Origin of the sequence: Bifidobacterium colobi (assembly GCF_018555455.1) — a bacterium.
In the GTDB taxonomy this organism is placed as follows: Bacteria; Actinomycetota; Actinomycetes; order Actinomycetales; family Bifidobacteriaceae; genus Bifidobacterium; species Bifidobacterium colobi.
The window spans coordinates 151,464-174,225 of sequence record NZ_JAFEJU010000004.1; the positions used below are offsets into that span (position 1 = coordinate 151,464).

20 protein-coding genes are annotated in these 22,762 nt (G+C 55.6%); 13 read left to right on the forward strand and 7 right to left on the reverse strand.

The window, feature by feature from the left end; genetic code table 11:
* Positions 1-9 precede the first annotated feature (9 nt).
* Positions 10-597, reverse strand: a complete 588-nt coding sequence (locus JS530_RS06995; RefSeq protein WP_214376471.1) for a TetR/AcrR family transcriptional regulator — start codon at positions 595-597, stop codon at positions 10-12.
* Positions 598-764: 167 nt separating this feature from the next.
* Between JS530_RS06995 and JS530_RS07000 the strand changes: the two genes are divergently transcribed.
* The 3 genes from JS530_RS07000 to JS530_RS07010 all read left to right on the forward strand — a co-directional run bounded on the left by JS530_RS07000 (position 765) and on the right by JS530_RS07010 (position 4,316).
* Positions 765-2,060, forward strand: a complete 1,296-nt coding sequence (locus tag JS530_RS07000; protein WP_214376472.1) for an NADH:flavin oxidoreductase/NADH oxidase family protein — start codon at positions 765-767, stop codon at positions 2,058-2,060.
* A 93-nt stretch (positions 2,061-2,153) separates the two neighbouring features.
* The gene (locus JS530_RS07005; protein WP_214376473.1) at positions 2,154-2,564 is read left to right on the forward strand and encodes an SDR family NAD(P)-dependent oxidoreductase; all 411 of its coding nucleotides are present in this window, start codon (positions 2,154-2,156) and stop codon (positions 2,562-2,564) included.
* A 408-nt stretch (positions 2,565-2,972) separates the two neighbouring features.
* Complete coding sequence (locus JS530_RS07010) at positions 2,973-4,316, forward strand: metal-dependent hydrolase family protein (RefSeq protein WP_214376474.1); 1,344 nt, start codon at positions 2,973-2,975, stop codon at positions 4,314-4,316.
* A gap of 240 nt (positions 4,317-4,556) precedes the next feature.
* Here JS530_RS07010 and JS530_RS10945 read toward each other — a convergent pair whose 3' ends face one another.
* Entirely contained in the window at positions 4,557-4,685 is a 129-nt protein-coding gene (locus JS530_RS10945; RefSeq protein ID WP_264371451.1) for a hypothetical protein, read from the reverse strand.
* Positions 4,686-5,043: 358 nt separating this feature from the next.
* Here JS530_RS10945 and JS530_RS07015 point away from each other — a divergent pair, with 358 nt between their 5' ends.
* Positions 5,044-6,072 carry a LacI family DNA-binding transcriptional regulator gene (locus JS530_RS07015; RefSeq protein ID WP_214376475.1) on the forward strand — a complete coding sequence of 343 codons (1,029 nt, stop codon included), beginning with the start codon at positions 5,044-5,046 and terminating at the stop codon, positions 6,070-6,072.
* Here the strand turns inward: JS530_RS07015 and JS530_RS07020 are convergent.
* Positions 6,069-6,602, reverse strand: a complete 534-nt coding sequence (locus tag JS530_RS07020) for a peroxiredoxin (protein WP_214376476.1) — start codon at positions 6,600-6,602, stop codon at positions 6,069-6,071. The two genes, JS530_RS07015 and JS530_RS07020, sit on opposite strands and share 4 nt — an antisense overlap.
* Before the next feature lie 247 nt (positions 6,603-6,849).
* Between JS530_RS07020 and JS530_RS07025 the strand changes: the two genes are divergently transcribed.
* On the forward strand, positions 6,850-8,172 hold the full coding sequence (locus JS530_RS07025; RefSeq protein ID WP_214376477.1) for an ATP-binding protein: 1,323 nt from the start codon (positions 6,850-6,852) through the stop codon (positions 8,170-8,172).
* A 65-nt stretch (positions 8,173-8,237) separates the two neighbouring features.
* Here the strand turns inward: JS530_RS07025 and JS530_RS07030 are convergent, their stop codons facing one another.
* Both JS530_RS07030 and JS530_RS07035 read right to left on the reverse strand, forming a co-directional pair.
* Positions 8,238-8,897: a YczE/YyaS/YitT family protein gene (locus tag JS530_RS07030; RefSeq protein WP_214376478.1), complete on the reverse strand. Its 660-nt coding sequence runs from the start codon at positions 8,895-8,897 to the stop codon at positions 8,238-8,240.
* A gap of 3 nt (positions 8,898-8,900) precedes the next feature.
* Complete coding sequence (locus tag JS530_RS07035; RefSeq protein ID WP_214376479.1) at positions 8,901-9,332, reverse strand: MarR family winged helix-turn-helix transcriptional regulator; 432 nt, start codon at positions 9,330-9,332, stop codon at positions 8,901-8,903.
* A gap of 177 nt (positions 9,333-9,509) precedes the next feature.
* On the opposite strand from JS530_RS07035, the gene JS530_RS07040 reads away from it, so the two are divergent.
* Positions 9,510-10,538 (forward strand): PPK2 family polyphosphate kinase, encoded by a 1,029-nt coding sequence (locus JS530_RS07040; protein WP_214376480.1) that lies wholly within the window; start codon positions 9,510-9,512, stop codon positions 10,536-10,538.
* A gap of 77 nt (positions 10,539-10,615) precedes the next feature.
* On the opposite strand, the gene JS530_RS07045 is transcribed toward JS530_RS07040, so the two are convergent.
* Positions 10,616-11,875, reverse strand: coding sequence for an MFS transporter (locus JS530_RS07045; RefSeq protein WP_214376481.1), 1,260 nt, complete (start codon positions 11,873-11,875; stop codon positions 10,616-10,618).
* Positions 11,876-12,304: 429 nt separating this feature from the next.
* Between JS530_RS07045 and JS530_RS07050 the strand changes: the two genes are divergently transcribed.
* The 7 genes from JS530_RS07050 (at position 12,305) to JS530_RS07080 (ending at position 22,128) form a co-directional block, all read left to right on the forward strand.
* Entirely contained in the window at positions 12,305-13,669 is a 1,365-nt protein-coding gene (locus JS530_RS07050) for a glycoside hydrolase family 28 protein (RefSeq protein ID WP_214376482.1), read from the forward strand.
* A 49-nt stretch (positions 13,670-13,718) separates the two neighbouring features.
* The gene (locus tag JS530_RS07055) at positions 13,719-15,944 is read left to right on the forward strand and encodes an alpha-galactosidase (protein ID WP_214376483.1); all 2,226 of its coding nucleotides are present in this window, start codon (positions 13,719-13,721) and stop codon (positions 15,942-15,944) included.
* A 35-nt stretch (positions 15,945-15,979) separates the two neighbouring features.
* Entirely contained in the window at positions 15,980-17,653 is a 1,674-nt protein-coding gene (locus JS530_RS07060) for a glycoside hydrolase family 43 protein (RefSeq protein WP_214376484.1), read from the forward strand.
* Between the two features lie 149 nt (positions 17,654-17,802).
* Positions 17,803-19,116, forward strand: coding sequence for an ABC transporter substrate-binding protein (locus tag JS530_RS07065; RefSeq protein WP_214376485.1), 1,314 nt, complete (start codon positions 17,803-17,805; stop codon positions 19,114-19,116).
* Positions 19,117-19,175: 59 nt separating this feature from the next.
* Entirely contained in the window at positions 19,176-20,129 is a 954-nt protein-coding gene (locus JS530_RS07070; protein ID WP_214376486.1) for a carbohydrate ABC transporter permease, read from the forward strand.
* On the forward strand, positions 20,129-21,043 hold the full coding sequence (locus JS530_RS07075; RefSeq protein WP_214376487.1) for a carbohydrate ABC transporter permease: 915 nt from the start codon (positions 20,129-20,131) through the stop codon (positions 21,041-21,043). Before JS530_RS07070 ends, JS530_RS07075 begins: the two co-directional genes overlap by 1 nt.
* Positions 21,044-21,048: 5 nt before the next feature.
* Complete coding sequence (locus JS530_RS07080; RefSeq protein WP_214376488.1) at positions 21,049-22,128, forward strand: LacI family DNA-binding transcriptional regulator; 1,080 nt, start codon at positions 21,049-21,051, stop codon at positions 22,126-22,128.
* Here the strand turns inward: JS530_RS07080 and JS530_RS07085 are convergent, their stop codons facing one another.
* Positions 22,129-22,740 carry a TetR/AcrR family transcriptional regulator gene (locus tag JS530_RS07085; RefSeq protein WP_214376489.1) on the reverse strand — a complete coding sequence of 204 codons (612 nt, stop codon included), beginning with the start codon at positions 22,738-22,740 and terminating at the stop codon, positions 22,129-22,131.
* Positions 22,741-22,762: the final 22 nt, after the last annotated feature.

A 22,762-nucleotide genomic window follows, 5' to 3' on the forward strand; every position in this document is an offset into this window, starting at 1 on the left:
TCACTCCAATCAGAGTGATTCCGTGAATTCCACGCCGCGCAGCAAAGCGTGTGCGTAGGCATGCAATTGCTTTCGGGTGAGCATATGGCCGCGTAAGTACGACCAGTCGAGCACGAGCATCACCGTGTTTGCGTAGTGGTCGGCAATCAGCTCGACCGGCAAGTCAAGACGATTGCGATCAATGCAGGTGAGCATCAGTTCCCGTGCACGCTGCTCGATGAACATATGCAGACTGGAGAACAATGGGCCCTGAGGTGGGTTGTATTCCAGGATTGATCGAAGCAGATCGGCGTGGGCTTCTAGCAAGTCAGCCATGGAATCCAGCGCCACATCCACGCGGCGGGAGGATTCAACCGCGGTAAGGTCAGCGGAGCCCGTCTGTTGGGACAGCGCAGTCCAGCAGTAGTTCAGCAGGTCGTCGCGGTCTTCGAAGTAGTTATAGAACGTGGCACGTGGATAACCGGCGTGTTCGCAGAGTTCGTTGATGCTGATGTCAGTGAACGATTTCGCGGCAAGTAGTGCGGTCATCGCGTCGAAGAAAGCATCCAATGTACGTTGTGTGCCACGTGTGAGTTTTGCATTGATGTCTTTCTTCATTTCCCTTTGTGTTCCGTGTCTGCGCAACCTGCCAAAGCAGTTTTGCGCTTGTCTGGGGCGTATTGCTTGGACTTCAGCATAGCCTATCGTCCATATTTTTACAATCGTCTAAATCTATGTTATTTTAGACAACTGTAAAAATATGGACGCATGGAAAGATGAGAATCATGACTAACGATAGTGTGCCAATGGTGATCGCCGAGCCCTTGACCTTGCCTTGCGGAGCGACCATCAAGAACCGGTTCTACAAGTCCGCAATGAACGAGGCGCTCGCCGGCCGTGACTGTGCACCGACCGAAGCGCACGCACGCCTGTATCGCACGTGGGCGCAGGGTGGCGCTGGTGTGCTCGTCACCGGCAATGTGATGGTCGACCATACTCAGCTGGGAGAGCCCGGCAATGTTGCGGTGGAGGACGAACGCGACCTCGCGATGCTGCGACGTTGGGCGGAGGCCGGCACCGAAAACGGCGCGCACTGCTGGATGCAAATCAATCACCCAGGTCGCCAGTCGCCGATTACCATCAATCCGCATCCATTCGCGCCCAGCGGCGGCGCAGTCGACGGTGAATACGGTCGGTTCTTTGCCGAGCCAACCGAACTGACGCGCGAACAGATTCACGACATCATCCGCCGCTTCGCCAACGCCGCCCGCATCGCCAAGAAGGCCGGATTCACCGGCGTTGAGATCCATGCGGCGCACGGCTACCTCATCAACCAGTTCCTCTCGCCGCTTGACAATCGCCGCACCGACGAATACGGTGGCAGCCTCGAAAATCGTGCGCGCTTCCTGTTTGACGTATTCGATGCGGTGCGTGAGGCGGTCGGTCCGAAATTCCCGATTGCGGTAAAGCTCAACTCGTCCGATGTGCCGATTGCCATCAAGATCAATGAACAGAACGGCGCGCCGGGAGGGTTCAGTAAAGAGGAATCCATCTGGGTGATGAAGCGGCTCGAAGCCCGCGGCGTCGACCTCATCGATATTTCCGGTGGCACGTACTCCAAGCCGGTTATCCAGACCAATGACGGTGCGGCCGAAGATCTCCGTCGCGGTGTCTACTTCACCGACTTTGCACGCCGCATCAAAGGCGAATTGACTGTGCCGGTCGCGCTGACTGGTGGATTCCGCAACGCCGACGATATGGATCAGGCACTCAGCGAGGGCATTACGCAGATGATCGGCATCGCCCGTCCGCTTGCTCTCGTACCCGACCTGCCGAACCGCGTCATTCGCGACGGCTGGCGCGGAAACGTGGACCTGCCAAGGATTTCGATCGGCATCAAGTCGCTCGACAAGGCGTTCGGCGGCATCCTTGTCATCAGCTGGTTCGAACTGCAGATGAACCGCATTGCGCGCGGCCGCCGCCCAGATTCGCGCATCGGCGGTATGCGCGCGTTGCTGTTCGCCATTAGACAGCATGGTCCCGCAGCGCTCACCCCGCGCCGCCGCAAAGGGCATCAGTGATTTGAGGACATCAACGATCGACCAGGCAAACCACCTGTACACGTCGAAACGGTGCCGATGGGGGATACACGGAAATACAGGAAGGACAACACAATGGGAATCGCCATCATCACTGGCGCATCATCCGGTCTCGGATGTGAATTCGCGCCAATGCCGTGGCAGGCGGTCTATGGGGCCAGTAAAGCATATATGCGTTCGCTCGTATTCGCGATTTGCGAGGAGGAACGCCGCCACGGCGTGAACATCATGCTGCTCAGTCCTGGCAACATGGACACCGAGATGAACGTGCGCGGTTCGGGTGGCGGCAAAATCGGCATGCTGCCGTACTTGGACCTTGCCAGGACGGTCGAACGGTCGTTGAGTCTCGCTGAGCGTGGCTGCGGCGAATACACGCCGGTGTTGTTCTACAAGGCGTACCGTTTGCTGGCCAAGCTTGTTCCCGCAACGCTTATAGCGCGGTTTACTCGTCTGGACTCGGGCGGCACGAATGGCCGGGGACTATAAGCCTTACGGGGGTAATAAGAGGCTTCGGAATGACTGTATGTTCGCGCAATGACGAAGGCTGCGCGTACTTAAGGATGATTGAGGTGCCATATTCGTCACTATGTACGCGCATGGTTCGTCCGTGCGCGTACCTAGTGACGAATTCACGAATTACAGTACCATGATCATCGTCGACGAAGCCGCAGAACGATGGGCTTCGTCGACGCAATGAGACGAATCAGATGGGAAGCGGATGGCGCTGAGGAACCTGGCTGCCTCGACATCGTCGTAGCCTACGTGCAGGGTCGGTGGAATCAGATTCCGTATGTCGCGTATTGCATGCACGCAGTTCTTCGAGAGTATTCTTGTAGGTTAGGCATGGATACTGAGGTTCATCCGTATCGGTTTTCCAATGAAGGAGCATATGCCATGAGTCGCTACCAGACTGTTATCGAACCGTTCGCGCTCGCCCATGTAAGGGTTGTCTCAGGGGACGCTTCAGGAACCGTGCGCAATAACATGACCATTCTGGTGAACGCGGCCGGTCGTATCGAACAGGTGGCACCCAGCATCGAAACAAGTATTCCCGAGGAATATCACTACTTGGACGGCACTGGTAAAACCGTGATGCCTGGTCTGATTAACGCGCATACGCATTTGTTCGCTCAGGGCAAGCCTCTGAATCCCAAACTCGCCACACCGCAAGGTCAGCGCGTGGTGTCCAAGTTGGTGCATTCAGCGCTGGGCAAGCCATATATGGCGACAACGGTGAAAGCCAATGCACAGACATTGCTGCAATCCGGCGTGACCACTATTCGTACGCTTGGCGATGCGGGTTATGAGGTGGTGGATCTGCGCGATCGTATCGTCGCCGGAGAGGTCGCCGGGCCGAGAATTCTGGCATCCGGCCCATTGCTGGCGATTCCGGAAGGACACGGAGCACCACTGATCGCGTTGACGAGTTCCACGCCCGAGGAAGCCCGCGAGAATGTGCTACGCAATATTGAGCATGGTGTCAATGCCATCAAGATTGCGGCTACCGGGGGAGTGACTGATGCACAGAAGATCGGTGAGGCCGGCAGCCCGCAGATGAGTGTGGAGCAGATGCGCGCCATCTGTGAAGTGGCTCATACGCATGGCATTATCGTAGGCGCGCATGCGCAAAGCGCCGAGGGAGTGCGTCGTGCGCTTGAAGCCGGCGTGGACACGATTGAGCATGGCAGCGTGCTGGATGATGAGCTGATTGCGTTGTTCCGCCATAATCCGAATGCATTGCGTGGTTATTCCGCTCTGGTGCCGACGTTGTCTGCGGGATTGCCGCTGACGATGATCGATCAGAAGGTGACCGGTATCACGGATATCCAATTGGAGAATTCCAAGACCGTGGTCGAGGGCATGGTGACCGGTGCTCGTCAGGCGCATGAGGCAGGCCTCATGGTGGGGGTCGGCACGGATACGGGTATGACGTTTGTGCCGCAGTATGCCACATGGCGCGAACTGGTGCTGTTGACTCGCTTCGCTGGTTTTACGCCGGCTCAGGCGATTCATGCCGCCACGCAGGTGAATGCTCAAGTGCTTGGCGTGGATGATGTGACCGGTTCTCTGGATGCCGGTAAGGCGGCTGATCTGCTAGTGCTCAACTCAAATCCGTTGGAGGATTTGCATGCGCTGGAGCGCCCGGCGTTAGTGGTAGCTGCTGGACGACCGGTATTCCGGCCCACGGTAGAGCATTTCCAACAAGTCGATGAACTGCTGGACCGTGTGTACGAGTGACTTGCAACCAAGCTCCCCTCTGTGAGGCTGTGAGGGGAGCTGTCAGTCGAGCTGACTGATAAGGCTGTAGTAGTGCACATACGCGCGAAAAAAATGAAGCGGACGCCGTTGTCCGATTATTCAGTTATGCCAGCTTGATACTGACTGTTGAATTATCGAATCTTCAGTTGTGTGACCTGTTCGGTCCGGTGAGAAACGCCGCTATATGCGATTCTCCATGAGCGTCTGAGCGCCGGTGATTCAGCGAGCGATCTTCTCGGAATCGTTGACGATGTCAGCGACGACCTGGCCGTTCTTCATGCCCGGCTGAGCCACAGAGTTGGCGCCGTAGAGAGCGAGACCGCGCAGCATAGAATCCTTGAGAGACATGATTGTTTCCTTTCGTTAGTCAAAGCCGGTTGGCTTTGATTGTTTGTCGGCTTCGTTTGAAACCGGTTTCAGAATACCGTGGAATACGATGCTTGGCAAGTTACCCGATGGTCATCGGCGTTTCGCGCCATTTTCCGCCATTCTTACTCCCGCTTGAATCGAACCGGTTCGATATGTTCGAGGGGCTTTCGGCTTTGCGCAATCACCATCGATGGGCGCGGGGAAGAGCTCATGCGCGATTTCGCTGAGGCTGGCTTCGCCCATTCCTGATTGTGCCGGCGTTTTCCTATGCTTAAGACTGGCAGTGTATTGCTGAACAATACAGAACCTAAACGGTTGACTTCGAAGGGGTGGGGACATGGCGAGGAGCACAGGGCATTCACGCCCGGTCATCAAGGATGTGGCCAAACTTGCCGGCGTTTCGGCTCCCACGGTATCCCGATATTTGAACGGCACCGCGAACATCGCCGAGGATAAGCGCAAGCGAATAGCCCAAGCCATCAAGGAATTAGGCTACGCACCCAGCATGGCAGCTCGTGCACTGTCTAACCGAGAGATGGATGCTGTTGTGGTCTTTGCCTCCAAACCGGACGAGTTCTCTACTTCCGCCACGAATCATGGTGTCGAGGCGGCAGCTCGCAAGCGCGGCTTTCTGCTCAATATCGTCTCGCTTGATGAGTCGGATATTGCTTCCGTCGAAGCTCGTGTACGGATGGGTTTGGCGGTGCGGCCCGCCGGAGTGCTCGTCTACGAGTATGGCTGGGCTGGCGTGGAGGCATTGAAGGTAATTCCGCAAGGGGTGCCAACCGTGGTGGTCGGCGGCGGGTTTGGCGATGGCGATTACCAGGTCATTAACGCCGAACGTGATGGTGGCCGCTGGATGACCATGCGACTGCTGGATTTAGGGCACAAGACGGTATTCCATGTGCAGTGGGATCAGGAATCGGGCGACAATTCCCGTACCAACGGTTGGCGGGATGCGCTTGAAGAGCGTGGGCTCGATGTGCCTGAGCCAATGGTGGTGCCTGTCGGTGATTTGCAAAAGGCAGTGGCGGCAGGCCGAAAACTGGGACGCCACAAGGATGTTACAGCGGTTTTCGCCGCCACCGATGAACTGGCTATTGCGGTAATGAAAGGCTTGCGTGAAGTAGGGCGCAGAATTCCTCAGGAGGTGAGTGTGATTGGCTTCGACGATATGGCGTTCGATGCCATGTGGGAGCCGCCGCTGACCAGCTACACCCAGAACTTTCATGAGATGGGTCAGCGTGCGTTCCGTATGCTCTTCGACCAGATCCAAGCGAAGCGAGACGGAATGGAATCGCCTCCCGCACAAGTCGAAATCGTGCAGGGGCGCCCGTGCCTGCGTTCCTCGGAAGCGGCTCGTTAGCTCAGCTTCTTGAGCAGTGATTCCACATGCCTTTTGGCGCGCACATTGTAGCGGGCCAGTTCAATGGTTCCATTGGAGCCGACGGCAAAGGTGGAGCGCAATACGCCCACATGCGTCTTACCGTACAGTTTCTTCTCGCCGTAGGCGGCGTAGAGCTTATGTACGGTCAGGTCTGGGTCGGAAAGCAGCGGGAACGAGAGATGATCGCGCTCGCGGAACTTCTGCAGCTTGGCCATTGAATCCTTGGAGACGCCCAGAACGGTGTATCCAAGCGTGCCAAGCCGCGCCATATTGTCGCGAAAATCGCAGGCTTCCGTGGTGCAACCGGGTGTCATAGCCGCTGGATAGAAGTAGAGAATTACGCTCTTGCCTTGTGCGGTAAGCGAGGAAAGAGTAATCGTTGATTCACTGCCGTCCGGGTTGACGGCCGGCAAAGTGAAGTCTGGTGCCTGTGTTCCCTCGTTCAGTCGTGCTGGCAGTTCGGTAGGAGTCAATTCGGTTTGTTGTTCTGTGTTTGTCATGATTCCCATCGTAATCGTGAGGGTTACTGTTAAGCGTTTTGATTCACTGCGGCTGTTGTCGAAGCGCTATTGGGCAACTGCGGTGAGACGAAGGTCAAATTCGTGAAAATGTCGAAATAATGAAGATAAAATTAAGAAAAATGCTAAATGTCGCTATTTGAAATAGGGGAAAACTGTTAATTCAGCAAATCAGAAATTCAGAAAACTGTTATTTCCGCTATAGTTGATTCATGGAAGCTGTGAGAAAGGCATAGTGATGGTGGCACTGCAGCGTAAGGCATACAGTCGGTTCGAGTTCTGGAAGCAGCACAAGTCAAAGCAGGCGTTGCTGGTAACCGGCGCCCGACAGGTTGGAAAGACGTTTCTTATCCGTGAATTCATGAAGGCGAACTATTCCAATGTCGTTGAGATTAACCTTGCTGATGATGCTGCGGCCCGTCGGTCATTCGCCGCTGCCGAAGATGCCGATGATTTGATGTTGAGAATCTCCGTCGCCGCAAGTACCCGGCTTGTTCCGCGCGAAACTGCCATATTCTTTGACGAGATTCAAGAATGCCTAAGTGTAATGAGGCACATCAAGCAGCTTGTGGATAAAGGTGACTATGATTTCATTCTTTCTGGTTCCCTGCTCGGTGTGAAACTGGAAGGGGTCGATACCCTCCCAGGGGGTTATCTGACCCAGGTGGAGATGTTCCCCCTTGATTTCGAGGAATTCTGCTGGGCGAACGGGCTACCGCAGAAAGCATGGGAAAAAGCGCGTGAATCATGCCTGGCACATGTTCCAGTTGTTGACTTCATCCATGAACAATTAATGAAGCTGTTCCACCGATATCTTCTTGTAGGGGGAATGCCTGATGCGGTTAATGCTTTTCTCAAGAGCGGAACGATTGATCAGGTGCGAGTTGTGCAATCAGAAATCATTCGTGTGTATAAGCGTGATATCGCTCAATACGCTCCAAAAACTCATCGTTTGGTTATCCAGAACATTTATGATTTGGTTCCCAGCGAGTTGACGGGAACGAGCAAGAGATTCAAGTTCAGTTCCATAGAAAACGTTAAGCGGTTCAATCAGGTGACCGATGAGTTTTTGTGGCTAATTAATGCTGATGTGGCTATCGCCACATATAACGCGACGGAACCGAAGCATCCGCTACTCATCTCGAAAAACGACAACCGTTTCAAGCTTTTCTACTCAGACGTAGGTTTGCTGACTAGTACATTCATTAAGCGTGCTTCTATTGACCTGCTCGATGGAGGAACCAGTATGAATATCGGAGGAGTATATGAGAATGCTGTGGCTCAGGAACTGAATTCACATGGCTTCGCTACCTATTATTGCGCAAACAAGCGGTTAGGGGAACTTGATTTCGTTACCGAGCGGGCCAATGGGGATGTACTGGTTTTTGAGGTGAAATCAGGTTCTTCGTACCGAACACATGCTTCGTTGACTCGTGCCTTGAACGACCCTGGTAATGGCATCAGCCAAGCATTCGTTCTAGCTGAAACCAATGTGGAAGTATATGGGGACGTAACATATTTGCCGATATATGCGGTGGCGATGTTCCACATTGACGATTAGGGAAAGCGATGCTCCGGTACTAGAGGAACTATCTGCTCCGATGACGGTGGCGCATCATGGTGATGCTATATCTTCTTAGAGTCCGTTTCCGGCTCGACGGGGGAGACGAAACGAACATGGCGGTTGAAGAAGTTCACAATCAGCCCGGTGATGGCCGCGGCGATGATCGTGCCGATGCCAAGTCCGTTAAGTCTGCCGAAGAAGATGAATGAGAGCACGCTGGCGATGACGATCAGCGAAATGTCGAAGCAGACCTTGACTGTGCCGAAGCGCACTTTGGTCACCATCGAAAACGCGCGCACGATGCCTTCGCCGGGCACCATGATGAGTTTTGGGGCCACTTCCATGCAAATGCCGAATGCCAACAGTATGGTACCCAGCAGCAGGCCAATGCCGCGAAGCCACCAGGAATCAGGGGAGAACCAGCACAGCAACAACATGCTCACGTCGAGCGTGGCGGCGAACCAGAAGGTAACCGCCAATTGCAGATACTGCACGGCGTGAAAGTCACGGCGCAGCAACAAAACCTCAATCAACACGAATATCGCGTTCATCGCAAACGTAGTGACGCCGAAACTGATCCATGGGAATCTGAGCGTCACCACCCATGCGATGCTGGAGATCGGGGAGGTGCCCAGATTGCTTTTGGTAATCAATGCGATGCCGAACGATTCGATGGCAAGTCCCACAAGCATGGAAACAGAACGCTTGACGAAATATGGCATGATTTATTCCTTCCCCTCTTGCTCTATGTTGGCGATGACATGACGTAGCCCCTCGCGTAGAGTTTCCCGTTCGGTTTCGCTCATGCCTTGCATGGCTGTTTCATCGGCCTGTTGCATGATTGCAGCAATACGCGAGGCATAGTCATGCCCTGATTCGGTGAGGAAGACCCGGTATGACCGTTTGTCGGTTTCATGGATTTCACGCCGCACAAGTCCGCGCAGTTCCATGCGGTTCAGGAGTCCGGTCATCGTGGATTTGTCAAGAATGCATTCAGCGCAAATTTCCTTGGCGGTGCGGCCATCCTGCTCGGCCAGACATTCGATGATTTTTGGCTGACCCGGTAGGAGCCCTATGCGTCGGATTGCCTCATCGATTCTCCGGTTGGAATGGTTGAACGCGCGCAACAGCAGGAAATGCAATTCGTCATCCAGCATGATATACGGCTTCCTTCGATATGAGAGAGATCTACAGAAATGTATGAATTCATTCGATTTCCTATAATAGCATTTTTAGTTGGCATGCAAACTATAAATGCGGTGTACGATGAATGTATTTGATGGAAACAATGTGGTTTTTGTGGTTTCGCTGATGCGGCCAATGGGGGTGTACTGATGAGCAAGGAACGCGACATGATTGGCAAAAGCACCAAGCATAAGGATACAGCCAAACATCAGCGTGAACAGTCGAAACGAATCAATAGGACGCTTGATCGTGCAGCCGACTGTCTATCGGCACTCGGTGAAGCGAAAGCTGAGGTCGAACGACGTGATATGGCTGAGCGTGCGAGCGATCTGCTGAGCAGCGTATGGTCGCTGCCTCCCGCGCAACGGCTTGTGTTTACGGAGAGCATGAATCTTACGGATGTGGATCCTGGTTCCACGCCGGGATTCGAGGGGACCAAGGCCGATGGTGAGCGCTTCATTGAGGTGTCCGCCGACGATTTGGCCCGGTGCCAGATGCTGATGTATGCCAATGGCGTGCGAGGGTCCAAGCGTAGGCTGCTCATTGTGCTGCAGGGCATGGATGCCTCCGGCAAAGGCGGCATCGTGCGCCATGTGTTCAGCCAGGGCAATCCGATGGGTATGCACTACAAAGGATTCGGCAAGCCCACCGAGGATGAGCTGCGCCATGATTTCCTGTGGCGGGTGGATAGGGAATTGCCGCAACCTGGTTGGATTTCCATCTTTGACCGCTCGCATTACGAGGATGTGGTCATGCCGCATGTATACGGCACTTATCCGGAATCGGTATGGCGGCCGCGCTACGAACGCATCAATGAGTTTGAGTCGCAGCTGGTTGCCGACGGTTGCGTGATCATCAAAATCTTCCTGGTATCCAGCAGGGAGGAGCAGCGCAGGCATTTTTTGGGGCGGCTCGAGGACCCCACGAAATACTGGAAGTTCGATATCTCCGACTTGGATGCTCGTGATCGATGGGATGACTATATGGCCGCATGGCAGGAGGTATTCGAGCTCACGAGCACTGCGGCTGCCCCGTGGTACTTGGTCCCTGCCGACAATCGTTGGTATTCCCGTGCAGTAGTCAGCGAATTATTACGCGATGCAATGCGACGCATGGACCAACACTGGCCCGAATTGAACGTCGACCCAGATGAGGTGCGCAAGCGTTTGGCGAAGTAGGGGGCGGAGTACAGAAAAAGGGCGTGGCCATGACGAGCCACGCCCCTTGAGCAGGAGTAGTCAGAAGCTGACGAGAATCACTTCACGTTCTTCATACCGAGGATGGACAGTGCGCCGAGGGTCAGCACGATGAAGCCCATCGGGAACAGGCCGGCGTAACCGAACTGGTGGAAGACCCAGGCGCCCAGCAACGGAGCCAGCATCTGGCCGACGGTGCCCATGGCGTTGATGAAGGACAGATCCTTGGCGGCCTGATCCGGGTTCGGCAGCACGGAGGTCATCAGGGACTGGTCGATGGCGATGAACAGACCGCCGCCGATGCCGGAGAGAGCCACGTAGATGGTGTACATAAGCGGGGTCGGAACGATGAGCGGCAGCCAGCACGGGACACCGACAAGGAACATGCCCACGGCAGCCGGAATCTTCATGCCGCCCTTGAACAGCATGGAAACAGGGCCGGAGAGAGCGGACATAATGATGGCGAAGATGAGGCTCAGCATGGACATCAAAGCCATCCAGGTAGCTGCGGATGCAGCAGAGGTGTGCATCCAGTCGGTCAGGGTGTACAGACGGTAGGTGCCAATACCGCCAGGCAGCATGTAGAGCAGACGGGAGATGCAGGCGAACCAGTAGTCACGGCCAGCGTGGGTCGGGGGCAGGAACTGCTTGAAAGCGGAGAGATCCAGCTTGACCGGCGGAATGTCTTTGTTGGACGGCTCAGCGGTGACGATCACAGCGATGATCATGGCGATATCGGCGATCACCAAGGTGACGAACACGCCGTTGGACACGGCGCCGACGGAGGCGACGAACAGGGAGCACAGGGACTGGAAGCCATTCAGGCCAATCTGAGTAGCAATACCGAAGGAAGAAGAAGCGGAACCGCGGTACTTCTCAGGAATAAGGTCATGCATCCAAGCCATACCGGCGGACATCATAGCGCTGTAGCAGGCGGTGTACACGAACCAAGCGGCCATGGCGATGGCGGTGTTGTCGTTGACAGCGAAGATGATGAGGCAGACAGTGGCGACGACAGAAGTGCCAATCAGCCACGGGGTACGGGCGCCGAAGCGGGAACGGGTCATATCGGACAGTGCGCCGAAGATGATACCGGCGAACACGGAGATAATCAGGGTCACCGTGGTCGCGGTAGCGGTCAGGTTCACCTTGTTGACCGGATCAATGAAGCCGATCTTGGCCGGCAGCAGGATGCCGCTGATGCCGAAGAACGGGCCGTAGAAGGCGATGGTGCAGAAGAACTGGCCGATAACCGGGCGCCATGGGTATTTGCCCGAGTCCTTCGGCTCCATAGTCTTGGTGGATTCTGCATTACTCATTGTGTTGTTTCTCCCTCCTCAGGAAAAAACGCATGGCCGCGATGCCTGGGCAAGCTGCCGTGCTTGGTTTTGTAATTAGTTACATCGTAACATCATTTTCTGTAACGGCAAACTCAGGTAATGCAAAAGTGTGAGCGTTCACGGCGTGTCACGTACTTCTTACCTCTGGTTAAGAAAACGATTTCATTAGTCGTAAAGTGTTGAAAATAAAGGGTTTTCGCGATTATCAAAAAATGGAAAATCGCAATTACCGATAAACCAAATTTACGGCGTGTCGCATGTAACTGGTTTCACAAAATGACGGAAACATGTTACATTGAATTCAGCAAAACAGTCAGTGTTGCAGTATCCGACTTACAGGTTGGGTATTGACTCTGAGACAAAGCGGTCGAAGCAAAGACCTGAATACAGAGGATGGAAACAGTAATCATGACTACGCATGATGTACGTGATTATGGAGCGGTAGCTGATGGCGTCACCAACAATGCCAAAGCCATTCAGGCTGCAATCGATGATTGTGCGGCCAATGGCGGCGGCATGGTGACGCTCGCAGGCGGCACCTATATGTCCGGCACCCTTTGGATGAAGTCGAACGTCACGCTCAACATCGACGTCACCGCTATTCTGCTGGCGAGTCCGAATATCGAAGATTATTCGGCCGAACATGTGCACCACCAGCGTTACCGCAACGAGACCAACCTGGACCGTTGCTTTATCTATGCTGAGGATGCCCATGACTTCGCCGTCATCGGCCATGGTGAGATCAACGGCAGTAACAAGGCCTTCCCGAATGAGGGTTCCATCTACCGCCCGATGATGTTCCGCATGCTGCGCTGCAACCATGTGCGTCTTGAAGGCATCAAGATGGTCGACTCCTCATCCTGGACCTGCGCATTGCTCGACAGCGAATACTTCTGGGCCCACGGCATCGACATCCACAATTCCGGTAAGCCCAACGGCGACGGCCTTGATTTCGATGGCACGTCGCACGTCTATATTTCCGACTGCCACATCCAGGGCACCGATGACAACATCTGCCTGCAGTCCAGCTCCAAGGACTACCCGGTCCACGACTACCACATCACCAACTGCGAGCTGTCCAGCATTTGCGGCGGCATCCGCATCGGCCTGAAGTCCATCGGCGACATCCATGACGTGACCATCTCCAACTGCACGTTCAACCGCATCTGGCGCGAAGGCATTAAAATCGAATGCACCGAGGGCGGCTCCATCTCCGACATCACCGTCTCCAACTGCACGATGCGTGACGTGACCCGCCCGCTGTTCGTGATTCTCAACAACCGCTACGAGCCGGACGGATGGGGCAGCTCTGTGGAACTCGACCACATGCCCGAGATCGGTACATTGGAGCGTCTGTCCTTCTCCAATCTCACCATCACCGATAGCGAGGAGATGGCCAACGTGCACCACGGCTTCGGCAACGATATTCAAGGCCAGCCCAAGTTCGCAGGATTCCGCTTCGACGCAGCGGAAGGCCACCCGATTAAGGACGTGACGCTGCGCGACATCCGCTACACCTACATCGGTGGCGTGAAGAAGTCCGATATTCCATCCGATTACCCACGTCTTGTGGACAAGATGGTCGAGCCGGACGTTAAGTCCAGCGAAAACTACTGGCCGGACTGGTCCCGTACCACGTTCATGGATATTCGCAATGTAGATGGTCTCGATGCTCAAGGCGTTCGTCTGCATGCCATCCATGCCGATGAACGCCCGGCGACGCAATTCGACGGTACCCGATTCGTCACGAAGCCGGACATCGTTGTTGCGTAAGTAATCAGTACACATGAGTAATCGGTAGTTTTCAAAGGAGAACGACATCATGTCCATCATCAATCAATATGAGGGAACCGGCTCAGACGGTACTGCCATCAGTGTGGTGTACGCCGAGCAGCCAGAGGCGAACATCGCGTTCGCGCTGGCATTCACCGGTGACCAACTGCCTCGACTTGTGCATTGGGGGAGGCCGCTTGCAGATCCCCAGGCTGCCTTGGCGCTCTACGATGCTGTCCGCCCGCAGCGCGTTTCAGGTGTGCTCGACTACACGCCGTGGCCGTCAGTGCTGCCTACCCAAGCTGAAGGTTGGATGGGCACGTCACGCTTCAATGTGGCCCGCGATGGTGTGGAACTGTTCTGCAAATTCACAGTCAGCAATGTGACCATCGGCAAGCATGATGATGGCATCCCCGGTGCCGATGTGCCGACCGTGACTGTGGATGCGGCGGATGATGAGCAGGGCGTCGGTCTCGTCTGGACCGCGGAACTGCTGCCGGGCGGACTCATTCGTCAGCATGCCACCGTGCGTAATCTCACCGACGGCGAGCTGGAAGTAAACAAAGTGGAGCTTGGCTTCGCTCTGCCGGCAAATGCCAACGAAGTGCTCACCACCACCGGACATCACCTGCGTGAACGCCAGCCGCAGCGGCATCTGCTCGGCGTGGAACGTATCGAAAAGAACTCCGTGATCGGTCGCCCGGACTTTGATGCTTCGCTGCTGCTTGCAGCTGGCGAACCAGGATTTGGATTCGAGCATGGTGATGTATATGCCGCGCATGTGGCATGGAGTGGCAATTCCACATTGACTGCGGAACGCACCCCGTACACGCAGACCCTGATCGGTGGCGGTGAAGTGCTGCTGGCCGGCGAAATCGCTCTGACCAAGGGTGGCGAATATGCTACTCCTTCAGTGTTCGGCGCATATGGCGATGGACTGAATGAAATCGGCAAACGCTTCCACTCCTATGTGCGCTCCCTGCACCCGGAACTGATTGCAAAGCCGCGCCCGGTAATGCTGAACACGTGGGAGGCCGTGTTCTTCGACCACAATTTCGATACGTTGAAGGCTCTGGCGGACAAGGCAGCAGCCTCGGGCGTGGAACGCTATGTGGTGGATGATGGTTGGTTCGGCTCCCGTCGTGATGACACCTCCGGCCTCGGCGATTGGCAAATCGCCCAGGACATCTGGCCGGACGGTCCCAAGTCCCTGAAGGCATTGGCCGACTATGTGCATGCCAAGGGCATGGAATTCGGCCTGTGGTTCGAACCAGAGATGATCAACCCAAACTCCAACACGTATCGTGCCCATCCGGATTGGGTGTTGAAGCCCACCAAGAACCGTATGCCGATGGAAGGTCGCCATCAGCAGGTGCTCGACCTGAGTAATCCGGACGCCTACCAGTACATCTACAATTCCATTAATGGTCTGGTCGATGAGCTTGGCATCGACTACATCAAGTGGGATCACAACAAGCAGGTCACTGAGGGCGTTTCCCCATACACCGGCCGCCCTGCGGTGCATAGCCAGACCCTTGCCGTCTACCGCATCTGGCGTGATCTTAAAGCTGCCCACCCTGACCTCGAAATGGAAAGCTGCTCTTCCGGCGGTGGACGTATGGATCTGGGTATTCTGCGCTATGCCAGCCGAGTCTGGACATCCGATTGCGTGGATCCGGTGGAGCGCGAGGACACCCAGCGCTACACGTCATTGGTTGTGCCGCCGTGCATGATGGGCGAACATATTGGCCACAGTCCCGCATATGCCACTCATCGCGCCACCAGTCAGGAGATGCGCATGGCGATGGCCTTCTTCGGCCACATGGGCATCGAATGGAACCTGCTCAAGGAACCTGACGAGGCATTGGCCAAGCTGGGGCAGTGGGTCACAGAATACAAGCAGCATCGCGAATGGTTCGCTCAGGATACCTGCGTGCACGCCGACCAATGCGATCCCGCGGTGCGCGTGGATGGCATGGTCAAGCCAGACAAGTCCGCAGCCATCTATCGCTACACGATGCTCACCACGTCCAGCACTTACCCGACCGCTCCGGTGCATCTGCCCGGACTCGACCCGGATGCCAACTACCGCGTATATCCGTTGGCCATCAACCTCGACCTTGACGCCTCCGGCGCCAATGTTGGATTCTCGCCACTTGGCTGGTGGAATGAACAGGGTATCGTGCTGCCTGGCCGGGCTCTCACCACCTATGGCATTCGCCCGCCGGAATTAAACCCTGCTCAAGCCGCACTCTTCGCCGCCGTCAAGGCATAAACGACATAATCAGATTAAGGAAAGGAACACTACCAATGACCACGATGATCACCAACCCGATTCTCAGGGGCTTCCATCCGGATTCCAGCGCACTGCGTGTTGGAGACGATTACTACATTGCCACCTCCACCTTCGAATGGTGGCCGGGCATCGACATCTACCATTCCAAGGATTTGGTGAACTGGGAGTGGGTCGCCGCCCCTGTCAACCGCGAATCCCAGGTGAACCTGCTTGGCAACTACAACTCCGGTTCTCTGTGGGCACCGCACCTGAGCTACTCGGACGGCAAGTTCTGGCTCGTCTACACGGATGTGAAGACCTTCGGGCCGATCATGAACACGCTCAACTACGTGATTACCGCCCCGACCATCACCGGTCCGTGGAGCGAACCACACTTCCTGACCGCCTCCGGCTTCGACCCGTCCATCTACCATGACGACGACGGCCGCAAGTGGTTCCTCAACATGCTCTACGATCCGCGCCCGGGCCATCAGCTGTTTTCCGGCACCGTGATTCAGGAATTCGATCCAGACACGATGGAACTCATCGGCGAGCGTAAGCACTTCTACAAGGGCACCAAGCTCGGCGTGTGCGAAGCCCCGCAGATCCTGAAGAAGGACGGTTGGTACTACCTGCTGTGCGCTGCCGGCGGTACCGGCTATATGCACGCCGCCACCGTGGCCCGCGCCCGCAGCCTCGAAGGCCCGTTCGAAGATTCGCCATACACGCCGATTATGACGACTCGCGACGAGCCGACCAACCCATTGCAGAAGTCCGGCCACTGCTGCTTCCTGCAGATTGGCGACGAATGGTACATCACCCAGATTTGCGCCCGCCCGCTCACCGAACGCGGCAACTGCACCCTCGGCCGTGAAACCGGCATCCAGAAGATTTACTGGACTGAAGACGGCTGGCCGCGCATGATCAACGACTCCATCAGCCCGATGCTCGAGGTGCCGGCGCCGAAGGGCTCTCAGGGCGTGGTGCAGAAGACCGACCATTCCGAGCGCATCGAGTTCGAGGCGAACTGGGATGTGCAGAAGAACGCGCCGCTCACCTCGGTGACCGATCCGTCCATTCCGTCGAGCTTCAAGACGCTGCGTACCGCGCTCGTGGCCGAAGAGAATTATTCGCTCACCGCACGACCGGGTTGGCTGCGTTTGCAGGGTGGCCAGACGCTGTGCTCCCTGTTCAAGCAGTCTTTGTTCGCCCGCCGTTGGCAGTCCTATGACTTCGATGCGGAGACCGTGCTCGACTTCGACCCGAAGAACTATCAACAGCAGGCCGGCCTGGTACTGTTCTATGACACCGACAACTGGATCTACGCCTACGTGTCCTTCGATACCGAAGGCACGGACCGCCGCGTGGTTCAGGTGCTGCGGAACGATCACGGCAACCTCACCCAGGGTTCCGACTTGGTGCCGCTGGAGGACGGCCTGGTGCGTCTGAAGGTCGAAGTGCGCCACGATAAGGCCAACTTCTTTGTGACACAGGGCGAGAACATGTACGGCGACAACCCTGAGTGGAAGGCCGTCGGAAGCGATCAGCCGGCCGACCACATCAGCGACGACTACCTCGAAAAGCACAGCAACCCGTTCCGCTGCGCATTCACCGGCGGCATGGTTGGTATCTGCGCCCAGGATACCGACGCCCACAAGTCATACGCCGACTTCCAGTACTTCGACTATCAGGAGAAGCACGAGAAGTAAGTTGGTACTGTTGTCTTCCCGCAACGCGGGAGGGCAACAGGCAAAATGGATTGCATTGGACCTGGTTCTTTGGCTTCCCAAGTAAAAGGAGCCAAAGAAAACCAAGTCAACAAGAGATATCGCAAGATTAAGAATTAGGATTGAAGGTTATGAAAGGTTTGCATCGTTGGGGCCGCATTATGGCAGCCCTTACGGCGGCATCGGCATTGATCATGCCGGTAGCCGCCTGTGGTTCCAGCACCGCTCAAGATGGCCGCGTAACCATCGAATGGTGGGGCTACGAGCAAGGCCAGCAGGAGCAGGCCGATGCCTTCAATCAATCGCAGGACAAGATTCGGGTGGTTTACCATCGGCAAGCCACCAATGTCAAAGCCGAGGAGTCTCTGGTCAATGCCGTCAAAGCTGGTCAGGATGTTCCTGACCTGTTCGAGGCGGATATGGATTCCACCATTTCGCTGCTTGCGGATGGCACCATCCAAAACATAGGCGCATACCACCCGGATCTTTCCAACGTCAATCCCAATGCAGTTAAGTCGTTCACCGTGGCGAACCGTCTCGCCGCGATACCGTTCAAATTCAGCCCGCAATTCATCATCGCCAACCAGCGCACGTTCGATGAACATGGTGTCACCGTCCCCACCAATTGGGACGAGTACATTCAAGCCGGCGAGCAGCTGAAAGCAGCCGATCCGAACATCAAGATCATGAACCTGGCCGGCGAGGATCCCACCATGCTGGTGGTGCTCGCCCAGCAGTTTGGCGCGCAATGGTATTCGGTCAACGGGGATAGCTGGATCATCGACATCAATGGCGCACCCACCAGAAAGGCCATCGGCTATCTGCAACGCATCGTGGATGAGGGGCTGTTCAGCCAGAAGACCTTCATCGAATGGGACGCCCTGATGCAATTCTTCCAGTCCGGTGATTTGGCCACGATTCTCACCTCCACTTGGCAACTTTCCGCCTACCAGTCCAACTTCCAGAAATCATTGGGGGACTGGAAGGCCTACGACTGGCCCAAAGAGTCAGCGGATTCGCCGCTGGTCTCACCATTGAACGTGCAAGGCTATGCGCTTCCCACGGGAGCGAAGCATCCCGAAGAAGCTTTGGAATTCGCGCTGTGGCTCGCCACCAACAGTAAAGCCGCCCATATCGCCGCCAGCCCAACAACTGGTAACGGCACTTTCCCGGCAATGAAGGATGCTACGCCGTATATCGCCGATTCGTTGCCGGATAAACTGTTACAGGATAAATCCGACGCCGAGCAGGTAGTCAAGGATTCCATTGATTCCGCAACCCCATATTCAACAGGCATCAACTGGTCCAGCATGTACAAGCAATTGCAAGATCAATGGGCCAAATTCCTCAACAAGCAGGTCACCGGCGAGCAGATGCTTGATTATCTGCAGCGGTGGACCGTCGCGGATTTGGAGAACAAAGGTATTAATGTTCGCGAGGCTTAGGTGATGATCATTCGTAACACTCATATGCGCCAGCGTTGGAGGGCATGATGACGAACACTATGACAAAGCCCAGTGAAGTGGCTCAAGAACCTCAAAATAACCGCGCCATGAATCCAGTGGCTGCATGGCATCGCCATCGTGGGCTCAAAGGTGCGTTGTTCTCTCTTCCGTTCTTCGCGCTATTCCTGTTCTCCTTCATTCTGCCGTTCCTATACGCGTTGTGGGAAAGCTTGTTTGTGCTGAAGTACAGTGGACTGGGCTTGGACGGTCCTCATCCTCGGTTTGCTGGTTTGACGCAGTATGCTCGCGCTTTCCGGGATGCGGCATTCTGGAGCGGCATGGGGCGCGTGGCATTGTTCACCTGCGTTGCCACGCCGTTGATTATGGCTTTCGCGGCCGTAGAGGCTTTGTTGCTGGATGCTGCCAAGCGTTCCGCCAAGAAAGCCTATCGGTTCCTGCTGCTCGTGCCATACATGGTGCCGACCATCGTCTCCACACTGGTGTGGGTATACCTGTATTCGCCGGATATCGGCCCGTTGAAGCGATTCTTCGCGCTACTTGGTTTCTCCGTGGATTTCTTCAGCCCCCAGTTGCTTTGGGTCTCCATGGCGAACCTGCTGCTGTGGGTCAACGTCGGCTTCAACATGCTCATCATGTATGGTTCGCTGACGGCCATCGATCCGTCGCTCTATGAAAGCGCACGCATCGACGGTGCCAGCGAACTACGCATCGCTTGGTCCATCAAACTGCCAATGATTCGCGGCACCTTGCTGCTTACGGGTTTGCTATCGATGATCGGCATGCTGCAGCTATTCGACCAGCCGTTGTTGTTCCGCTCCGCCTCGCCGCAGACCGTCACCGCGAACTTCACGCCGATTATGACCATCTATAACTACACGTTCTCGGCCGGCGGCGACTACAACTATGCAGCGGCGCTTTCGGTGGTGCTGGCACTGGTAATCGCGGCTATCTCCGCAGTCGTATATGGCGTGACCAATAGGAAGGGGAAGTGATGGCACAGCAATTCATGAAGCCCCGATACGGCAAGGCGGCTGATGGTTCGTCGACGGCTGCTCGTTCTCGTGCGTCCAAGTGGAGCCGGCCGGGCGTGCTCATTGGTCTGGTGCTGCTCACGTTCTACTCGATTGCACCATTATGGTGGCTGGTGGTCTCCGTGACCAAAAGCCGTGTGGAACTGTACAACTCCAGTGGACTCTGGTTCGGTTCGCAAAACCATATCGTCGAGAATTTCCGCCAGCTGTTCACCTATGAAGACGGTATTTTCTTCCGTTGGATGGGTAACTCCATTCTTTACGCAGGCGTGGGTGCCATCGTGTGCACCGTCATCTCCATCGCAGCCGGATACTCGTTGAGTAAGTTCGAGTTTCCTGGCAAGAAGATCGAGATGGCGCTTGTCATGGTGTCGTTCCTGGTGCCTACGGCGTTGCTGACTCTTCCGCTCTACCTGTTATTCGCTGGCATGCATCTGACGAATACCGTATGGGCGGTGCTGATTCCATCGTTCGTCAATGCGTTCGATGTGTATCTCGCCAAGGAATACATCGATGGCACGGTGCCGGATGAGCTACTTGAGGCCGCCCGTGTGGATGGTGCAGGAGAATTGCGTATCTTCGGCCAGATTGTGGTGCCGATGCTTTCCACGCCGGCCGCTACCATTTTCATTCTGACGTTCGTGTTGCAATGGAATAATTTCTATCTGCCGATCACCATGTTGCGTGGCTCGGATAAGTGGACGCTGGCACTTGGCTTGTATAGCTTCATGCAAACCAAGCAGTCCTCGTTGTTCGATCCGACCACCATCGCGCTTGCCGGTTCGGTGGTCTCCATTATCCCGTTGGCAGTGGTGATGATTCTGATGCAACGGTTCTGGCGTTCAGGTGTGGCACTTGGCGCGGTGAAGGGGTGAATGATATGACTGAAACAACGGATGCTGTTGTAAAAACATCCAAAGGTCCCGCTAAAACCGGCAACGCCAATATCAGGGATATCGCCGCAGCCGCTGGGGTTTCCGTGGCTACCGTATCTCGTGTGATGCGCGGCAATGCCCGTGTCTCTGATGCGACTCGAGCCAAAGTTGAGCAGGCGGTGAAAGCGTTGGGATATGTGCCCAATGCGCATGCCCGTGCGTTGACCACACCGCCGAATTCCATCACGCTGGTGATGCGCGCATTGTCGGGCGGAACCTACAATGCCATGGCGGGGGCGCTTGCTGAGGAAACCGTGCGTAGGGAAATGTCGTTCCGCGTCATCGTGACTGGCGGCGCGTATACAGGCTCCCGTGTTGATGCCAAAGTGGTGCTTACCGATTTGCTGGGGCAGCGCCCGCGTGTGGCAGTTATTACGGCTGATGACGATCCGGGTTCCATCAAAGATGATGAGCTGAACACCTATGTGAATCAGTTCCAGGAAGTGGGTACCTCTCTGGTGGCGCTTGGCCGTCCGCGCATGGGATTGGATCCTCGCATTAATGTCGTCTACTATGCTGGCGAGCAAGGTATGCACGAGCTTACTCGATACCTCATCTCAATGGGGCATCGCGACATTCTTTATGTGGGAATTCGGCCGGAATCAGAAGTGTTCAATGAACGCTATCGGGGATTCCTTGCAGCGTTGACCGAAGCTGGGATCCGCCATGATGTGTCGCAGGATCTCCCCTTTGTGCGCGATGGCGGCGCTGATATGGTGCAGATTGCTGCTCGCTATAACAACGGAGCGCCGTTTACTGCGATTGTCGGGGTAACCGATATGGTGGCGCTCGATGCCATCAAGGCATTGATGTCCGTCGGCGTTTCCGTTCCTAATCATGTTTCGGTGGCTGGTTTCGATGACATGCCTTTGGCCGGTGATCTCATCGTGCCATTGACCACGGTGCGAGTGCCGTATGAGCGCTTGGGTGCCGCATCTGCTGATGCCGGATTAAACAGCATCCATGATGTCATCATGCCCACCGACGTGGTGGTACGCCGATCGACGGCACCCGTCGCAGCATAATCACCACAGCACGTCAATCGGCGCGGTGGTTTTGTTAATTTCGATGATATGGCAGATTTGCTCCGGGGTCTCTTTGCAGCCGCGGCGAATCCACAGCCATATGATTGAGGAGACGGCGGAGACCAGGATCTCCATTGCATAATCGGCGGGAATACCGTTGTAATCATGCTTGGGCTCCTCGCCAAAACGCTTGGCCTGCGCCACAATCAGCTGCTTCAACACGTTCTTCAGGCGATCATAGAGCTGCATATCGGTACCTGAGCGGGAGACTGCATTGAAGAATGCGTAATCGTTCTTGACGTAATGCAGTGCTTTGGCGATGGCTGTTTCCTTGAACGCATCGCAAATCGCCTTGCCGTCGGAAGTGACGGTCTGCCCATTATCGTCTGAGTTCTCCACGAGAATCCGGGTCAGATCATCGATGGTGTCGTCGATAAGCTGTTGGCGAAGATCGAACTTATCGATGTAATGCATATAGAACGTGCCGCGATTGATGCCGGCCGCGCGAGCGATGTCGCTCACGGTCATGGCATCGAAACCTTTGGATTGCATCAACGAAGTAAACGCCGCCTTGATTTTCGCCTCGGTTTTGGTATTGCGCTTACCTGCCATATCTGCCTCCGTTCTTGATTCG